Below are 16,537 nucleotides of genomic sequence, written 5' to 3'. Positions count from 1 at the left end.
TCTTTCCTGGATGATTTCATATACAGCAGGAGGATGAATATGGCAAAATATATTATCAAGCGAGTGATTGCTGCCATCCTGACGATCTGGGTATTGATTACCATCGTATTTTTCCTTGTACGTCTGATGCCAGGTGATCCGTTTACAAGCGCCAAGCTGACAGACGAAGTCCGTGCGAATATGGAAGCGTACTATGGATTTGACAAGCCGATGATTGTGCAGTATGGAATCTATATGGTGAATCTGCTTCATGGAGATTTCGGTTATTCCATGAAATATACAAATAAGACGGTCAATGATATTATCGGGGAGACATTCCCGTTCTCCGCGGATCTCGGTATCCGTGCCCTTCTTCTGGCGCTTTCCATCGGTCTTGTACTCGGAATCGTTTCCGCGAGAAACAGGGGAAAGAAGCTTGATTTCTTCTGTGTTATCGTAGCAGTACTTGGAACCAGTATTCCGGACTTTATCATGGGTGCCGCGCTTCAGTATTTCTTCGGAATCAAATGGGGGCTGTTCCCAGTCGCCAGATATGAGGGAATTGAGTATACGATTTTGCCGGCCTTTGCCCTGGCATTTTATACGTTAGCTTCCGTCTCGCGAATCATGCGGGCAAGTATGCTGGAAGTAACGTCTCAGGATTACATCAAGACAGCACGTTCTAAGGGAGTATCCGAGCTTCGGATCACATGCAAGCATCAGATCCGTAACGCGATCATGCCGGTTATGACCGTCATGGGACCGACCGTAGCGTCCGTGCTTACCGGTACGTTCGTTATCGAGTCCATTTTCGCGATCCCTGGAATGGGTAAATATTATGTGGAAAGTGTTTCCAACAGCGACTATTCTATGGTACTTGGAATGACTGTATTCTATGGCATCTTCCTTGTGTTCTGTAACCTGGTAGTCGATGTGCTTTACGGTGTGGCTGATCCACGTGTACGTATTGGAAAGAAGTAGGTGAGAGATATGGCAGATTTGAAAAAAGAACAATTTATTATCAAAGGAAAAGATACTGTCCGCATGGAGAGTATCAGTCGGCCGTCCCTCTCCTTCTGGTCGGATGCGTGGAGACGGCTTCGGAAAAATAAAAGTGCGTTCATCGGACTTTGTATCGTAGTACTCTATGCGCTGCTTGCGATTTTTGCTCCGATGTTCAGCCAGTATACACAGTCCCAGATGGACGTAGACAATAGAAACGCGATGATGTCGGCGGCGCATTGGCTTGGAACCGACTCTACCGGGCGTGATCTCTGGACGCGTATCTGGATGGGAGCCCGTGTATCCCTTTCTATCGGTTTGATTTCCGCTATCCTGAATATGTGTGTGGGCGCCGTCATCGGAGGACTTTGCGGATTCTACGGCGGGAAACTGGATATGATTATGATGCGAATCGTTGATTTGCTCTATGGTATTCCAAGTCTGATTATTACGATCCTTGTTATGATGGTACTTGGGAAAGGCGTGACGCCTTTGATCGTCGCAATGTGCGTTGTCGGATGGATCGGTACCTGTCGTTTTGTCCGTGGTGAGGTTTACCGGATCAAGGAGCAGGATTTCGTCATGGCGGCGAAAGTGCTCGGAGTACCGGATTTTACGATTATTATCAAACATATTATTCCTAATATCCTTGGAATGCTTGTTACAAACCTGTGTATGGCAATTCCGGGAGCGATCTTCCAGGAAGCATTCCTGTCCTATATCGGACTTGGTATTACACCTCCTGACTGTAGCTGGGGTGTGATCTGTAAAGAGGGAATTCAGTATCTGCGCTATTATCCGCATCAGATTCTGGTTCCGGCATTCTTTGTCTGTACGACAATGCTGGCGCTGAACCTTCTTGGAAACGGACTTAGAGACGCGGTTGACCCGAAACTGCGTGGAACGGAATAGGAGGAACGGAAGAAATGGCAGAAAAAGAGAAACTTCTTGAATTAAAAAATGTCGTGTACTCTTTCCATACCTATGGTGGGGAGGTCAAGGCTGTCCGCGACGTCAGCTTTGAAGTACGCAAAGGAGAGATCCTCGGAATCGTAGGAGAGTCCGGATGCGGAAAATCCGTAACAGCACAGTGCATTATGCGTCTGAACCCGGAGCCGCCAGGATTCTTCGAGGGAGGAGAGATTCTTTTCAATGGAAAAGATGTTCTAAAGATGGATAAAAAAGAGCTGCGTCAGCTTCGTGGAGGAGACATTGGTTTTGTATTCCAGGATCCGATGACGTCTTTAAATCCGACGATGAGAGTCGGGGCGCAGATTGAGGAGGTCTTTATCGGACGAGCCGGCGTCTCTAAAAAGGAAGTCAAAGAGAAGGCACTGGAGATTATGAAGCTGGTAGGAATCTCTGATGTGGAAAAGCGTTACCGTCAGTATCCGCATGAGCTTTCCGGCGGTATGAAACAGCGTGTGATGATAGCGATTGCGCTGGTAAGCCGGCCGAGTCTGGTGATTTGTGATGAGCCTACGACATCCTTAGATGTTACGATTGAGGCACAGATCCTGGATCTGCTTCTGGAACTGAGGGAGAAGCTTGGTACTTCCATCATTATGATTACGCACGACCTCGGTGTTATCGCGAGAATGTGCGATCGTGTCGTTGTCATGTACGGTGGCAAGGTGGTAGAGCAGGGAACTGCACAGGAGATTTTCTATAATACCGCACATCCATATACGAAGGGACTGATGGATTCGATTGCAAAACTCGATACGAAAAAGGGCGAGAGACTGAAACCGATCGAAGGTACTCCGCCGGATCTGTTTTTCCCGCCAAAGGGATGTCCGTTTGCAGCTCGTTGCGAATATGCGATGGACGTATGTAAGGAGAATCCGCCGTATAAATATCAGTTATCAGAAGAACATGTGACAAATTGTTGGTTACAGCATGAATTTGCCCCGGATACGGAATTTAAGAAAGAAGAAGCCGTGGCAGTAGAGAAAGGAGAGGTAGCAGATGGAAAATAAAGAAAAACAGCCTCTCGTTCAGGTAAAGCATTTATGTAAATATTTCAAAGTAGGAAGACATGCGGAATTGAAGGCCGTGGACGATGTAACCTTTGATATTTATAAAGGGGAGACGGTTGGCCTCGTAGGAGAGTCCGGATGTGGGAAATCTACAACAGGACGATGCATGATTCGCCTGTATGAGCCGACTAAAGGAGAAGTGTTCTATGACGGCAAGGATATCACCAAGCTTTCCAAAGCGGAGCAGAAGAAGTTCTGCCAGAAAGTACAGATGATTTTCCAGAATCCATATGCTTCTTTGAATTCTCGTATGACGGTCAGAGAGATTGTCGGGGAAGGATTAAAACAGCACGGAACGCCGAAAAAAGAGATTGAGAAGCGGGTGCAGGAGCTTCTGGAGACAGTTGGTCTGAACAAAGACCATATGTCACGGTTTCCTCATGAGTTTTCAGGAGGACAGAGACAGCGTATCGGTATTGCGAGAGCGCTCTCTGTGGATCCGGAATTCATCATCTGTGATGAGCCGATCTCAGCTCTGGATGTTTCGATCCAGGCTCAGGTCATCAATATGCTGAAAGATCTTCAGGAGCAGAGAGGTCTGACCTATCTGTTCGTTGCTCATGATTTGAGTGTCGTAAAATATATTTCGGACCGTGTAATCGTTATGTATCTTGGTATGGTTGTCGAAGAGGCAGAGACAGAAGAGCTCTATAGCAATCCACAGCATCCGTACACGAAAGCGTTGCTTTCCGCGATCCCGGAGGCGGATCCGGACAAGGCAAAAGCGAACCGCCGGATTCCGATTAAGGGAGAGATCCCAAGCCCGATTAATCCGAAGGCATGCTGTCGGTTTGCAGAGAGATGTGAATACGCGACAGAGCGTTGCTTTAAGGAAGTGCCGGAATTACGGGAAGTATGTCCAGGACATAAAGTAGCATGTCATCTCATGGATGAAAAATAAAGAAAAACGAAAAGAGGAGATATCGCTTGAACGAAAATCGTCTAAAGCGATATCTCCTTTTTCCGTGCGTCTAAAGGGTAAGGTCCGGCGGCATGATGTGTCCGCTTTCAATCGAACGAAATGGGTTTGGAATATTGACTGTTAAAAGACGGACAACTTTGTTTGTGTGGTTCATCCAGTTATGCCTTTCATTAGAATGAATCTGGATACTGTCGCCCGGATAGAGCGTATACTGAATCGACTCCAACTGGATCGTCGCAATACCTTCCAGTATATAGATGAATTCTTCCCCGGAATGGCTGTACATCTCCAGGTTTTCCTCCTCCGTGTTGGCGAGAGGAAGAAGGGTAAAAATGCGGGGGAGAAAATCGAAGGCGGCTACATCGTGGCTAAGGGTATTCTGAATAATCTGAGGGCCCACAGGTGTGGTGGGCATGGAAAAGCTGTGGACCACCGGATCCGAACAGTCTGCGTGCGGTTCCTCGCTGAAAAAACTGCCAAGGCTTACGCCGAGCACACCGGCGATGGTTTCCAGGGTGTCAATCGCGATGGAGGACAGGCCCCGCTCCATCTGAGAAAGAAACCCGGTAGAAAGGTTTGTCATTTCTCCAAGCTGTTTGAGTGTAAGGTTCTGCGAAGTCCGTAGAGCCTTGATTTTTTCTCCGATACTTGTATTTTGGTTCATATGGAATTCCTCCAATCTATTGTACTAACAGTATATTCATTTTTTATGTCTGAGTCAACAGAGATCCCTTATGACAAGAATTCATATATATGAAAACGAAACCGCTAATTATTTCACAAATTTCAAAAATGATAAAAAAATGACAAAATACTTCGATATTTAATTCACAAATAAATAAATTATTTCATAAATATGAATAAAAAGATTGACGAAAATGAAATTTATGATATAATATATCTATAAAGTAGAACGCGGTCTAAAAACACAAATACGTACGAAAAGCAGAAAGAGGAGGAAACTGGGGTGAATATCAGAAAAACATTTCACACGATAGACACACATACCTGTGGGGAACCGACGCGAAATGTGATTGGAGGAATTCCTCATATACCGGGTGAGACGATGCAGGAGAAACTGCACTATATGTCCACAAAGGGCGACTGGCTTCGGAAACTGCTGACATATGAGCCAAGGGGGAATGAGGTTATGTCTGGCACACTGATTATGGAGCCCTGCAATCCGGAGGCGGATTTTGGAGTTCTCTATTTTGAGGTAGGCGGATGGATGCCGATGTGCGGACACGATACGATCGGCGTAGGAACGGCTCTTGTGGAAGCTGGTATGGTAGAGGTGCAGGAGCCGCACACCTATGTGACATTGGACACCGCCGCAGGGCTGGTGAAGCTTCAGATAGAAGTCAGAAACTGTTCGGCTGTCAGCGTGACGTTTGTCAATGCTCCGGCATTTGTAATGGTACAGGACGCGGAGATCAGGACAGGAAAATACGGAACCTTAAGAGCTGACATCGCATATGGCGGCAATATCTACGCGATTCTTCCTTCGGCATCGGTAGGACTTCATATCAATCCACAGAGTTCCATGCTTCTGATTGAGGCCGGAAATTATCTGAAACAACGGATTAACGAACAGATTGAGGTTCATCATCCGACGATCCCGTTTGAAAACCATGTGACTCATATTGAATTTTATGAGCCGACGGACCAGGAAGATGGAGCAATCAAAAATGCGGTGATTATTCCTCCGGGAGCAATCGACCGTTCGCCGTGTGGAACAGGAACGTCCGCAAAGCTCTCTGTCCTGGCCTCAAAGGGGCAGATCAAAAAAGGAGAGAGCTTCATTCACCAAAGTATCATCGGAGGACAGTTCCGGTGTGAATACCTGGACGACGCGGAGGTTGCCGGACGTCCGGCCGTGATTCCAAAGGTGACTGGAAGAGCCTGGGTGACAGGGATTCATACGTTCCTGCTGGATCCGGACGATATTTTTCAGGAAGGATATCAACTGGCATAAAGGAGGAAAGGAGACAACAAGATGGAAACAGATACAATGAGAGTATTACACCATCCGATTTTGGGAGAACTTAGTCAGGATGACTACGTGGAGATTATCGTGGATGGAAAGAAACTTCGGGCAAAAAGCGGAGAAACGATTGCGGCAGCGTTAATGGCGAATGGAATCCATATTCATAGATATACGACAAAGAAGCATGAGCCACGGGGAGTATTCTGTGGAATAGGACAATGTACAGACTGTGTGATGACAGTCAATGGGAAGCCAAACGTCCGTACCTGTATCACTCCGGTGGAAGAAGGAATGGTAATCGAGACACAGCAGGGATTCGGAAAGAGAGGCACGAAAGAATGAAGAGAGAGGTAGTAATCATTGGCGGAGGTCCTGCGGGGCTTGCCGCGGCAATCGAAGCGAAAAGGGATGGCTGTGACGTGCTTCTTGTAGATGAGAACAGACGTGCGGGAGGTCAGCTTTTTAAACAGTTACATAAATTTTTTGGCTCCAGGGCGCACCGTGCGGGCGTGCGAGGGATTGATATCGGAAAGCAGCTTTTGATGGAAACAGAGGAACTGGGAATCGATTTCTGGCTGAATAGTGCCTGTATCGGAATTTTTCCGGATAAAAGAGCAGCGATTTTAAGAGATGGAAAGACAGAAATTGTGGAGGCACAGAAGCTTCTTCTGTGTACCGGAGGCGCGGAAAATCCACTCAGATTTCCTGGCTGGACGCTCCCAGGTGTGATGGGAGCCGGAGCAGCGCAGACAATGGCGAATGTACAGAGAGTGCTTCCTGGGAAACGAATTCTGATGATCGGATCTGGAAATGTCGGCGTGATTGTTGCGTACCAGCTTCTTCAGGCAGGGGCGGATGTCGTCGGAATTGTGGAGGGGATGCCAAAGATCGGCGCCTATGGTGTCCATGCGGCGAAGATTCGACGTGCCGGAATCCCGTTTTATCTTGGCAGTACGATTGCGGAGGCAAAAGGGACAGATCATGTGGAAAAAGCGGTGATCGCCAAATTTGAGAACGGACAGATTGTAAAAGGAACAGAGATGGAGACCGATGTGGATGTTATCTGCGTGGCGGTCGGCTTGCGGCCACTTTCCGAACTCGCGCAGATGGCAGGCGTACAGCATGATTTCATTCCGGAAATGGGTGGATGGATGCCGCTTCATAATATGGATATGGAGACAAGTGTACCGGGAATTTATGTAGCAGGTGATACGGCAGGGGTAGAGGAGGCAAGCACAGCCATGGATGAAGGAAGGCTCGCTGCTGCGGCTGCTGCGGAAGCGCTTGGATATCTGAGTAAGGAAGAAGCAGAAAAGATAAAGACCGGGATCAGAGAAAGACTGGATTCCCTGAGACAAGGGCCGTTCGGCGACCGAAGAATGGCGGCAAAGGAACGGATCATCGAGAAGGGGGTTTGAAAAATGGCAGCAGGAATCATTTATGACGGGTTTCCGTCAATGGAAGAGATCAAAGAGGCAAATGGTTGGCCGGACGAAGAGCGCTTTTTAAAAGGACCGGTGGCAGTCGTAGAATGTGTACAGCAGATCCCGTGTAATCCTTGTGAATCTGCCTGTCCGTTCCATGCGATTCACATCGGGGAACCGATTACCAACACGCCGAAAGTGGACAAAGAAACATGTATCGGATGCGGCATGTGCGTGGCAGCCTGTCCGGGACTGGCTATTTTCCTTGTGGATAAAAGTTATTCCGAAACGGAGGCTACAGTAAGCTTTCCGTTCGAATACGACCCACTTCCGGAGCCGGGAGCAGAAGTGGACGCCCTTTCCCGTGGGGGAGAGTATGTCTGCAAGGGTCATGTCGTCAAAGTGATGAATCCGAAGAAAAACGATCACACACCGGTTGTCACACTGGCGATTCCAAAGGAATACGCAGACACTGTCCGGACGATGAGAAGATTGAAGCTTCCGGAAGAACATGAGGGATTCCGTGCGGTGGAACCAGAAGGCCCGCTGGACGATGACGTGATTGTATGCCGCTGTGAAGAGATTACGGCGGGAGAGATCAGGAAGGCGATTCGAAAATACCATGCAACTACCGTGACAGAAGTCAAAAGGAGAGTCCGCGCCGGAATGGGGCTTTGCCAGGGAAGAACATGCGGCAAGCTGGTCAGCCGGATTATTGCGGAAGAGACAGGAAAGAAGATGAGTGAAATCCAGGGAAGCACGGACCGGCCGCCGGTACGCCCTGTGACATTTGGAGAACTAGCAGAAGATGGAGAAGATCAGGAGGGATAAACACATGGGCAAAGCATATGATGTAGCGGTTATCGGGGCCGGCGCCATCGGTTCATCTGTGGCGTACTTTAACGCAAAAAAGGGAGCCTCTGTCGTCCTGATCGACGCCGGAGACATCGCCCAGTCTACAAGCAGCCGAAGTGATGGGAATGTCCTTGTCTGCGATAAGCAACCGGGATTTGACGCTCTGTTTGCAAAGGCAAGTCAGGATATGTTCGAGGGACTGAGCAAAGAGCTGGATTATGATTTTGAATGGAAACAAAGAGGAAGTCTCTTCCTGACAGAGACAGAGGAAGAATTCCAGATGGCGTCCGAGTTCTGTGAATCTATGAAAAAATGCGGAATCCCGATGCGGATGATGGATCAAAAAGAAGTGCAGGACGATGAACCGTATCTTGCAAAAGACGTCTACGGAGGACTGGAGACGATGTCGGATGGATCTGTCTATCCAATCGGCCTGACGTATGGTATGGCGCTGGGCGCGGAAAAAAAGGGTGCGGTGCTTTCTTTGCATAATCGTGTCAGAGGCATCCGACGGGATGGGGACGCGTTTATCCTTGATACACAGAACGGGGAGATTGCGGCTAAAAATATTGTGGATGCCTGCGGAGTATGGTCCCCGGTAATCGGACAGATGGTTGGGCTTACCATTCCGATTCAAGCCCGTCAGGGACAGATCCTTGTCTCGGAGCAGACTTTCCAGGTGGCGAGAAGGAAAGTACATGAATTTGGTTATATGTCTACCAAATTCCAGAGCGACGGCTATGAGCGTCCGGTATCAGAACGGGTGGAGAAATATGGAGTCGCTTTTGTCTTTGAACCAACGGCCTCCAACAATTTCCTCATCGGTTCTTCCAGAACCTTTGCAGGAGAAGATACCAGAAGCAGTATTGAGGTAATGAAAGCTATGGCAGAACGGGCCATCCGGTTCTTCCCGGTGATTGCGGATATTAAGGTAATCCGGTCGTACAGCGGACTTCGGCCGTACACGCCGGATCATATGCCAATCGTGTCAGATACACCGGTGGATGGTTTCTATATTGCGGCCGGACACGAAGGAGACGGGATCGGACTTTCCCCAATCACTGGAAAAGTGATGGCGGATATGATTGCGGGGGAAACTCCGTTCATGGATTTAAGTCCGCTTCGATTTGACCGTTTTGCGTAAGAATAGGCTGGAATTTATAGAGAAAGAGAATCAATCAAGGAGGTAAGCAATGAACAAACAATTTCAAGGTATTTATGCCGTAGTAGTCACACCGTTTCACGAGGATGGGACGTTTGATGTTGAGTCAGCAAAGAAAAATCTGGATTGGCTGATTGAACAAGGTGTGCAGGGAGTCTGTATTCTGGGAGCGACAGGAGAATACCAGAGTATTTCAGACGAGGAGCATATGGCTTATGTCAAAGAGATTGTGCCGTATGTAAAAGACCGTGTGAGCGTGATCGTAGGTGCGTCCAGAGAGCGGCCGGAGGATGTGGTGAAGCTGGTCAACAATATCAAGGAATGTGGTGCGCATGCAGCGATGGTGCTGCCATCTTTCTATTGTCATCCGGCACAGGACGAAATTGTGGAGCATTACCGCTATATTGAAGAGCAGACACAGTTTCCGATTGTCGCGTACAACAATCCTGGCTCCGCAGGCATCGAGATCGGACAGGATGCTTTCCGGCAGATCATGGCGCTCCCATATACCGCGATTGTGAAAGAATCCAGCGGCAGTATGCAAAAACTGACAGAAGTACTGATCGACGCCCCGGAGAAAGTTTCTGTATTCTGCGGATGCGATAATCTTGCATACGAAAGTTTTGCGGACGGTGCATGTGGATGGATCTGTATGTTGGCAAACGTAGCTCCGAAACAGTGCGTGGATCTTTACCAGGCTGTTTATGTGGAAGAAGACCTGAAGAAAGGAAAGGAAATTTACAAAGAGATCCTGCCTGCTTTAAATGTACTGGAATCGTTCCCAAAACCGGTGCAGGCATTGAAATACGGCCTGAGCAAGAAAGGATTAAATGGAGGATATGTCAGAAGACCACGTATGGAATTAAATGAGGAAGAGAAGACATATCTTTCGGAAGCTATGAAGTTTGAAACACTTCGATAGAAGAGAGGGTAAGCAGTTTGTTACAGTTCAGAAAGAGAGGTAAGAGCAGTATGGAAATCCGTAAACTGTACATTAATGGAGAATGGGTAGATTCTGTTCACGACGAGTGGATTGAGATCGAGAATCCGGCAACACATGAGATCATCGCAAAAGTACCAAGAGGAAACAAAGAAGATGTGGATAAAGCGGTCAAGGCGGCGAGAGCAGCTTTTGAAACATGGCAGTATACTCCTCTGGAGGAAAGAGTGGCGCTGATGAAAAAAGTGGTGGAAGGACTGGAGAGCAGACGCCAGGAACTGATCGAGACCATCACAAAAGAACTTGGCTCCCCGTACAAAGTTTCCGCTGAAGTGCATACAGATCCGTTTATTCTGGAGGCAAAGCACTACATCCAGACAGCGTCCGAATTCCCGTATGAGCAGAGACGCCTCACTTCCGTCGTAAGAAGGGAGCCGGTCGGAGTTGTCGGAGGTCTGACTCCATGGAACTTCCCATTGGAACAGATTGAAAAGAAGGTAGTACCGGCTCTTCTGGCAGGAAACTGTGTCGTATTAAAACCAAGTCAGTTTACACCACTGACCGCATATATTCTTGCCGAAGAAATTGATAAAGCAGGATATCCGGCCGGCGTCTTCAATCTTGTGACAGGACGGGGTGGAGAAGTTGGAAACGCGCTTGCTACCCATGAAGATGTGGATATGATTTCTTTTACCGGATCTACAGGAGCAGGTCGGGAAGTGGCCAGAATGGCGCTTGGAAATATTAAGAAGATCGCTTTGGAACTGGGTGGAAAATCAGCAGCAATCCTTCTGGACGGTGGAGACTGGGAGAACGGTATTCATGGCGTTTTGGAAACCGTTGTGCCGAATGCGGGACAGACATGCAATGCATTAACCAGGCTTCTTGTACCAAAGAACGGACTTGCAAAAGCAGAGGAAATCATCAAAAAGCAGTTGGAAGAGTATCAATATGGGCCGGCAGAAGATCCGGCTGTGACACAGGGACCACTGTCATCGAAGAAGCAGTTTGACCGTGTGAAAGGGTATATTGAACTCGGACTTCAGGAAGGGGCAAGAATGGTATCTGGAGAAGTTCCGGAGGATAACGGCAGCTATTATATAAAACCGGTCATCTTCAGCGATGTAAAACCGGATATGAGGATTGCTCAGGAAGAAATTTTCGGACCGGTACTTGTTGTCATTCCGTATGAGACGGAAGAGGAAGCGGTAAAAATTGCAAACGACAGCATTTACGGACTGGCGGGCGCTGTATACGGGCCGGAAGAAGAGGCAAATAAAGTTGCACGCCAGATGAAGACAGGAACTGTTTATGTCAATGAAGGACAGTGGGATCCTACTTCTCCGTTTGGAGGATATAAACAATCCGGACTCGGAAGAGAAGGCGGAGTGGAAGGATACGAAGAATTTCTTGAGATTAAAACCATCTACGACAAATAAAAATCAGTTCGGCGGATTCTGTCCGCCACATCAGAAGAGGGGGCTTTATGCCCCCTCTTTCCAAGTATCAAGCTTAAATTATAAAAAATTCAGGACCGTTCCTGGTCTTCTGGAAGGAAACCCTCAAAGATAAAATAATCAAAGGCCTGCTCGCACGCATAGAGTTCCCGGCTGGATTTTACAGTCCATGCAAAGCATGGCGTGCCGAAAATGACCCGGCAAAGTGTCAGAGATAACGCGCCTCTTGCGTGATGGTCATAGGCGATAAAGTCCGGCTTTGTTAGAAAGTTTGTCAGCAGGTGGCGTGGGAAATAGTAAACCGGGTGCACCCGGCCGTCGTCCTTATGGAAATTCATTCCAAGCTGTCCACGGCACACATATGGGCGGTATTTCCGAAACCAGATCAGAGCTGCCGGATGGAAGGACTCAATACAGAAGGAGCCGCTGTAATGATCCAGAAGTTCTGCTGTTTTTTTGCAGATGGTGCTGCCAAGATGCTTATATTTGATCTCTACGATGAGCGGCACCTGCCCTTTTACCAGTTTCAGCACATCCTCTAAGAGTGGAATTCGTTCTTCCGTCCCGAGAATCGGGAAACGGGAAAGTTCCTCATAAGTGAGAGAATCGATTTCCTTTTCGATACCGCAGATGCGCTTCAGGTCATAATCATGGGCTACGATAACCTGTCCGTCCCGGGTAAGCTGGACATCCAGCTCAATGCCGTAGCCATGCTCTGCCGCACGTCGGAAAGCAGCCATGGAATTCTCCGGGACACCTTCGGAGAGATTGTGAAGTCCCCGGTGAGCATAAAATTTTCCTGGCATTCGTCTGGCTCTTCCCAGAAGACGTGGTGTGATGGAAATAAGATAAATCAATCCGGAGACAAGTCCGGTCTTGAGCCATGTACGTGTATGTTCTGTCATCATAACATTCCTCCCCGATAAAAAGATTTCTCTTTCTTATAATAGCACAAATTGAACTTTAGGACAGAAATTGTTTATAGATTTTTCATTGGAGTTTCCCCCATGCCTTTGCTATACTATACTGAGGATTAATCATGCGATATTGGATAAAAGAGGTGTAGTCAATGAAAGAAAACTTGAAGGAGATCTATACACAGCGTACAGATAGCTGTGATATGGCAAACAGCGTGGAATTTACAGCATTGATGAATCAATATAAATGCGCGATTATGGAAGTGGAGACGAAGCTTAATGTATTGGACGCCGAGTTTTCGCTGAATTACGACCGGAATCCTTTTGAATCCATAGAAACGAGGCTGAAGTCTCCGGCCAGCATTATGGAAAAGCTGAAAAGAAAGGGATTGGAGCCGACGCTGGAAAATATTGAAGAGCATTTATTTGATGTGGCAGGAATTCGGGTAGTATGTGCGTTCCAGGAGGATATCTATAAGCTGGCTGAGCTTTTGACAGGACAAGACGATATCCGACTGCTCAGGACGAAAGACTACATACAAAATCCAAAGGAGAACGGCTACCGAAGCCTCCATCTGATTTTGGAGATTCCGATTTTTCTGGCTGATGGAAAGCGGTATATGAAAGTAGAAGTGCAGTTCCGGACGATCGCCATGGATTTCTGGGCCAGTGTGGATCATCGCCTCCGATACAAAAAAGAGATCGATGATGAGGGAGAGATCCAGAGAAAACTGAAACGGTGCGCTACGATCATCTCCCAGCTTGACCAGGAAATGCAGGATATCCGCAATATGATTGAAAAGAGCAATGGAAAGACGGAGTAGGGAAAGAACAAGAGGATTTCCGGTTCTCGTGTTTTACGGGCAGGGAAATCATGGTATACTATAGAGCAGAGACAAGATGTCACAATGAGGAGGTTGGAAATGGAGACAAAGAGATTACAGGCATACGAGCTCATGCAGGAGCAGGAATTAAAGGGGATCCAGTCCAAGGGATATCTGCTCCGCCATAAGAAGAGTGGGGCAAGGATTGTTTTGATTGAGAATGAGGATGAAAATAAAGTTTTTTCCGTGGGGTTTAGAACGCCTCCGCAGGACAGTACAGGACTTCCACATATCCTGGAACATTCGGTGCTTTGCGGGTCAAGAGAATTTCCGGCCAAAGATCCGTTCGTGGAGCTGGTGAAAGGGTCGCTGAATACGTTCTTAAATGCGATGACATATCCGGATAAGACGGTATACCCGGTTGCAAGTTGCAATGACCAGGATTTTCAGAACCTGATGCACGTCTATATGGATGCGGTATTTTACCCGAATATTTATGAAAATGATAAGACATTCCGTCAGGAGGGATGGAGTTACGAACTGGAGGATGCAGACGGAGAACTGAAATACAATGGCGTCGTATATAATGAAATGAAAGGAGCATTCTCCTCGCCGGACGGTGTGTTAGACCGGATGATTTTGAATTCCCTGTTTCCGGATACGTCTTACTCTAACGAGTCCGGCGGGGATCCGGATGAGATTCCGTCCCTGACTTATGAGGACTTTTTGGATTTTCATCGCAAGTATTATCATCCCTCCAACAGTTATCTTTATCTGTACGGCGATATGGATATGGAAGCAAAGCTTACCTGGCTGGATGAGCATTATCTGAGCCGGTTTGACTGTGCTTGGATTGACTCTGAGATCAAGATGCAAAAGCCATTTGAACATCCGGTGGAATGGAAGCGGTATTACTCCATCTCCAATACGGAGACAGAGGAGATGAACACCTATCTTTCTTATAATAAGGTTGTGGGAACGAGCCTCGATGAGAAGCTGTATCTGGCATTTTCCATTCTGGATTATGCGTTATTGTCCGCCCCTGGGGCGCCGCTTAAGAAAGCATTGACAGACGCCGGAATCGGACACGATATTCTCGGCTCTTACGAAAATGGAATATGCCAGCCTATTTTCTCCGTCATTGCCAAAAATGCGGAGGAGTCCCAAAAAGATGCCTTTATTCAGGTGATTGAGTCTACCCTTACAAGGCTTGTAAAAGAAGGGATCGATCCGGATGCGCTGGCTGCGGGTATTCATTACCATGAGTTCCGTTACCGGGAAGCTGATTTTGGAAGCTATCCGAAGGGACTGATGTATGGTCTTCAGATGCTCGACAGTTGGCTTTATGATGAGAAGAGACCGTTTCTTCACCTCGATGCGCTTGACACGTTTGCGTTTTTAAAAGAGCAGATTGGAACATCATATTATGAAGATCTGATTCAGGAGTATCTGCTTGACAATACCCACGCTTCTATTGTGATGATCTGTCCGAAGAAAGGGATGGCGGCGGAGGCAGACCGGAAGATTCAGAAAAGGCTTCAGGACTATAAAAGAAGCCTGAGCCGGGAAGAAGTGGAAAAGCTTGTAAAGGATACAAAAGAGCTGCGCGCGTACCAGGAGGAGCCGACCCCGCCGGAGATTCTGGAGAAGATTCCGGTTCTGAAAGTCAGCGATATCTCTGAGGAGGCAGCTCCGGTCTATAACGAGGAGAGAAAAGCAGGCGACGTCACTTGTATCTGTCATCCGATTGAGACGAACGGCATCGGATATCTGACGATGATCTTTGACCTCAGGACACTGACGGAAGAAGAGATCCCGTATGCAGGACTCCTGCAGGCAGTGCTTGGTATCATCGATACAGAACACTACGAGTACGGCAAGCTCTTCCATGAGATTAACCGGCGTACCGGGGGGATTGAGACGTCCCTGGAGATGTATACCGACGTTACCAAGGTAAAGGAAAAGGAGTTTCGTCCGACCTTTGAGATCAAGGCGAAGGCACTCTACGCAGAGCTTCCATTCGCTCTTTCCATGATGGAAGAGATTCTGATGCGGTCCGTCTTAAGCGATGAGAAGCGGTTGAAGGAGATTCTTGAGATGCTCAAATCGAGACTCCAGATGAAATTCCTCTCCGCGGGACATAGTTCCGCCGTGCTGCGGGCCATGTCCTATCATTCTCCGGCGGCCCGTTTTAAGGATATGACAAACGGTATCGAGTACTACGAGACTGTCAGTCGGATTGCCGATCATTTTGATGAGGAGAAGGGAAGGCTCGTGAGCATCCTGACAGAGCTCTGTAAGAAGATCTTCCGGAAAGAGCGGATGATCGTAAGCTATACAGGAGCAAAAGAAAGCTTTGACGCGGTTCTTGCCGGAATTGCGGCATTTTCTGGGCGCCTGTGGAAAGAAAAGGTAAAAGAGGGCGGCTTTCTTCTCACCTGTACAAAGAAAAACGAGGGCTTCCAGACTGCGTCTAAAGTACAGTATGTGGCAATGGCAGGAAACTTTATTGATGCGGGAATGGAATACCATGGAGCGCTTCAGATTCTGAAAGTGATTATGGGATATGAATATCTTTGGCAGAACATCCGTGTCAAGGGCGGAGCTTACGGCTGTATGAGCAGCTTCAACAGATTGGGAGAGGGGTATTTTGCATCCTACCGGGATCCGCATCTCAAAAATACGCTGGATATTTATCAGGGCGTAACGGATTATCTGAGAAATTTTGCGGTCAGCGACCGGGATATGACGAAATTCATCATCGGTACAATCAGCAACATGGATCAGCCGATGACCCCGGCTGTCAAGGGAGACCGATCCATGAATCTCTATATGAACCATGTGACAAAAGAGATGATGGAACAGGAGAGAAGAGAGGTTCTCCACGCTACACAGCAGGATATCCGCAATCTGGCCGGGATTGTAGAGCAGGTATTACGGGAAGATCAGGTCTGCGTGATCGGAAACGAGGAGAAGATTGAGCAGGATCGGGAAGTATTCACTGAGATAAAGGCGCTCTTTTAGAAGCA

Annotated in this window: 15 protein-coding genes; 13 read left to right on the top strand and 2 right to left on the bottom strand. The window is 47.8% G+C overall.

Annotated elements, in window-relative coordinates; translation table 11 throughout:
* The first annotated feature begins 39 nt into the window (after positions 1-39).
* From AOA56_RS13300 to AOA56_RS13285, 4 genes are read left to right on the top strand one after another with little or no spacing between them, the layout of a single operon-like run.
* Entirely contained in the window at positions 40-960 is a 921-nt protein-coding gene (locus tag AOA56_RS13300; protein WP_024733173.1) for an ABC transporter permease, read from the top strand.
* Between the two features lie 9 nt (positions 961-969).
* Entirely contained in the window at positions 970-1,893 is a 924-nt protein-coding gene (locus tag AOA56_RS13295) for an ABC transporter permease (protein WP_024733172.1), read from the top strand.
* A 14-nt stretch (positions 1,894-1,907) separates the two neighbouring features.
* The gene (locus tag AOA56_RS13290; RefSeq protein ID WP_048622161.1) at positions 1,908-2,960 is read left to right on the top strand and encodes an ABC transporter ATP-binding protein; all 1,053 of its coding nucleotides are present in this window, start codon (positions 1,908-1,910) and stop codon (positions 2,958-2,960) included.
* Positions 2,950-3,921, top strand: a complete 972-nt coding sequence (locus AOA56_RS13285; RefSeq protein ID WP_024733170.1) for an ABC transporter ATP-binding protein — start codon at positions 2,950-2,952, stop codon at positions 3,919-3,921. Before AOA56_RS13290 ends, AOA56_RS13285 begins: the two co-directional genes overlap by 11 nt.
* Before the next feature lie 70 nt (positions 3,922-3,991).
* Here the strand turns inward: AOA56_RS13285 and AOA56_RS13280 are convergent, their stop codons facing one another.
* Positions 3,992-4,606, bottom strand: coding sequence for a helix-turn-helix domain-containing protein (locus tag AOA56_RS13280; protein ID WP_024733169.1), 615 nt, complete (start codon positions 4,604-4,606; stop codon positions 3,992-3,994).
* 303 nt (positions 4,607-4,909) lie between these two features.
* Here AOA56_RS13280 and AOA56_RS13275 point away from each other — a divergent pair, with 303 nt between their 5' ends.
* Genes AOA56_RS13275 through AOA56_RS13245 form a run of 7 tightly spaced genes read left to right on the top strand, consistent with a single transcriptional unit; the run spans position 4,910 to position 11,749 of the window.
* Positions 4,910-5,917 (top strand): proline racemase family protein, encoded by a 1,008-nt coding sequence (locus tag AOA56_RS13275; protein WP_024733168.1) that lies wholly within the window; start codon positions 4,910-4,912, stop codon positions 5,915-5,917.
* 21 nt (positions 5,918-5,938) lie between these two features.
* Positions 5,939-6,271, top strand: a complete 333-nt coding sequence (locus AOA56_RS13270) for a (2Fe-2S)-binding protein (RefSeq protein WP_238117692.1) — start codon at positions 5,939-5,941, stop codon at positions 6,269-6,271.
* Positions 6,268-7,347, top strand: a complete 1,080-nt coding sequence (locus tag AOA56_RS13265; RefSeq protein ID WP_024733166.1) for an NAD(P)/FAD-dependent oxidoreductase — start codon at positions 6,268-6,270, stop codon at positions 7,345-7,347. Before AOA56_RS13270 ends, AOA56_RS13265 begins: the two co-directional genes overlap by 4 nt.
* Positions 7,348-7,350: 3 nt before the next feature.
* Positions 7,351-8,184, top strand: a complete 834-nt coding sequence (locus tag AOA56_RS16660) for a (2Fe-2S)-binding protein (RefSeq protein ID WP_024733165.1) — start codon at positions 7,351-7,353, stop codon at positions 8,182-8,184.
* A gap of 4 nt (positions 8,185-8,188) precedes the next feature.
* Entirely contained in the window at positions 8,189-9,352 is a 1,164-nt protein-coding gene (locus tag AOA56_RS13255; RefSeq protein ID WP_053769866.1) for an NAD(P)/FAD-dependent oxidoreductase, read from the top strand.
* Between the two features lie 49 nt (positions 9,353-9,401).
* Entirely contained in the window at positions 9,402-10,292 is an 891-nt protein-coding gene (locus AOA56_RS13250) for a dihydrodipicolinate synthase family protein (RefSeq protein ID WP_048622156.1), read from the top strand.
* Between the two features lie 17 nt (positions 10,293-10,309).
* Positions 10,310-11,749: an aldehyde dehydrogenase family protein gene (locus tag AOA56_RS13245; RefSeq protein WP_202030957.1), complete on the top strand. Its 1,440-nt coding sequence runs from the start codon at positions 10,310-10,312 to the stop codon at positions 11,747-11,749.
* Positions 11,750-11,838: 89 nt separating this feature from the next.
* Here AOA56_RS13245 and AOA56_RS13240 read toward each other — a convergent pair whose 3' ends face one another.
* Complete coding sequence (locus AOA56_RS13240; RefSeq protein ID WP_242843463.1) at positions 11,839-12,675, bottom strand: glycerophosphodiester phosphodiesterase family protein; 837 nt, start codon at positions 12,673-12,675, stop codon at positions 11,839-11,841.
* Between the two features lie 161 nt (positions 12,676-12,836).
* On the opposite strand from AOA56_RS13240, the gene AOA56_RS13235 reads away from it, so the two are divergent.
* Positions 12,837-13,508 carry a GTP pyrophosphokinase gene (locus AOA56_RS13235; protein WP_024733161.1) on the top strand — a complete coding sequence of 224 codons (672 nt, stop codon included), beginning with the start codon at positions 12,837-12,839 and terminating at the stop codon, positions 13,506-13,508.
* A 99-nt stretch (positions 13,509-13,607) separates the two neighbouring features.
* Positions 13,608-16,532: an insulinase family protein gene (locus tag AOA56_RS13230; protein ID WP_053769865.1), complete on the top strand. Its 2,925-nt coding sequence runs from the start codon at positions 13,608-13,610 to the stop codon at positions 16,530-16,532.
* Positions 16,533-16,537 lie beyond the last annotated feature (5 nt).

Origin of the sequence: Sellimonas intestinalis (genome assembly GCF_001280875.1) — a bacterium.
In the GTDB taxonomy this organism is placed as follows: domain Bacteria; phylum Bacillota; class Clostridia; order Lachnospirales; family Lachnospiraceae; genus Sellimonas; species Sellimonas intestinalis.
This window is presented reverse-complemented; position numbering and strand designations above follow the sequence as displayed.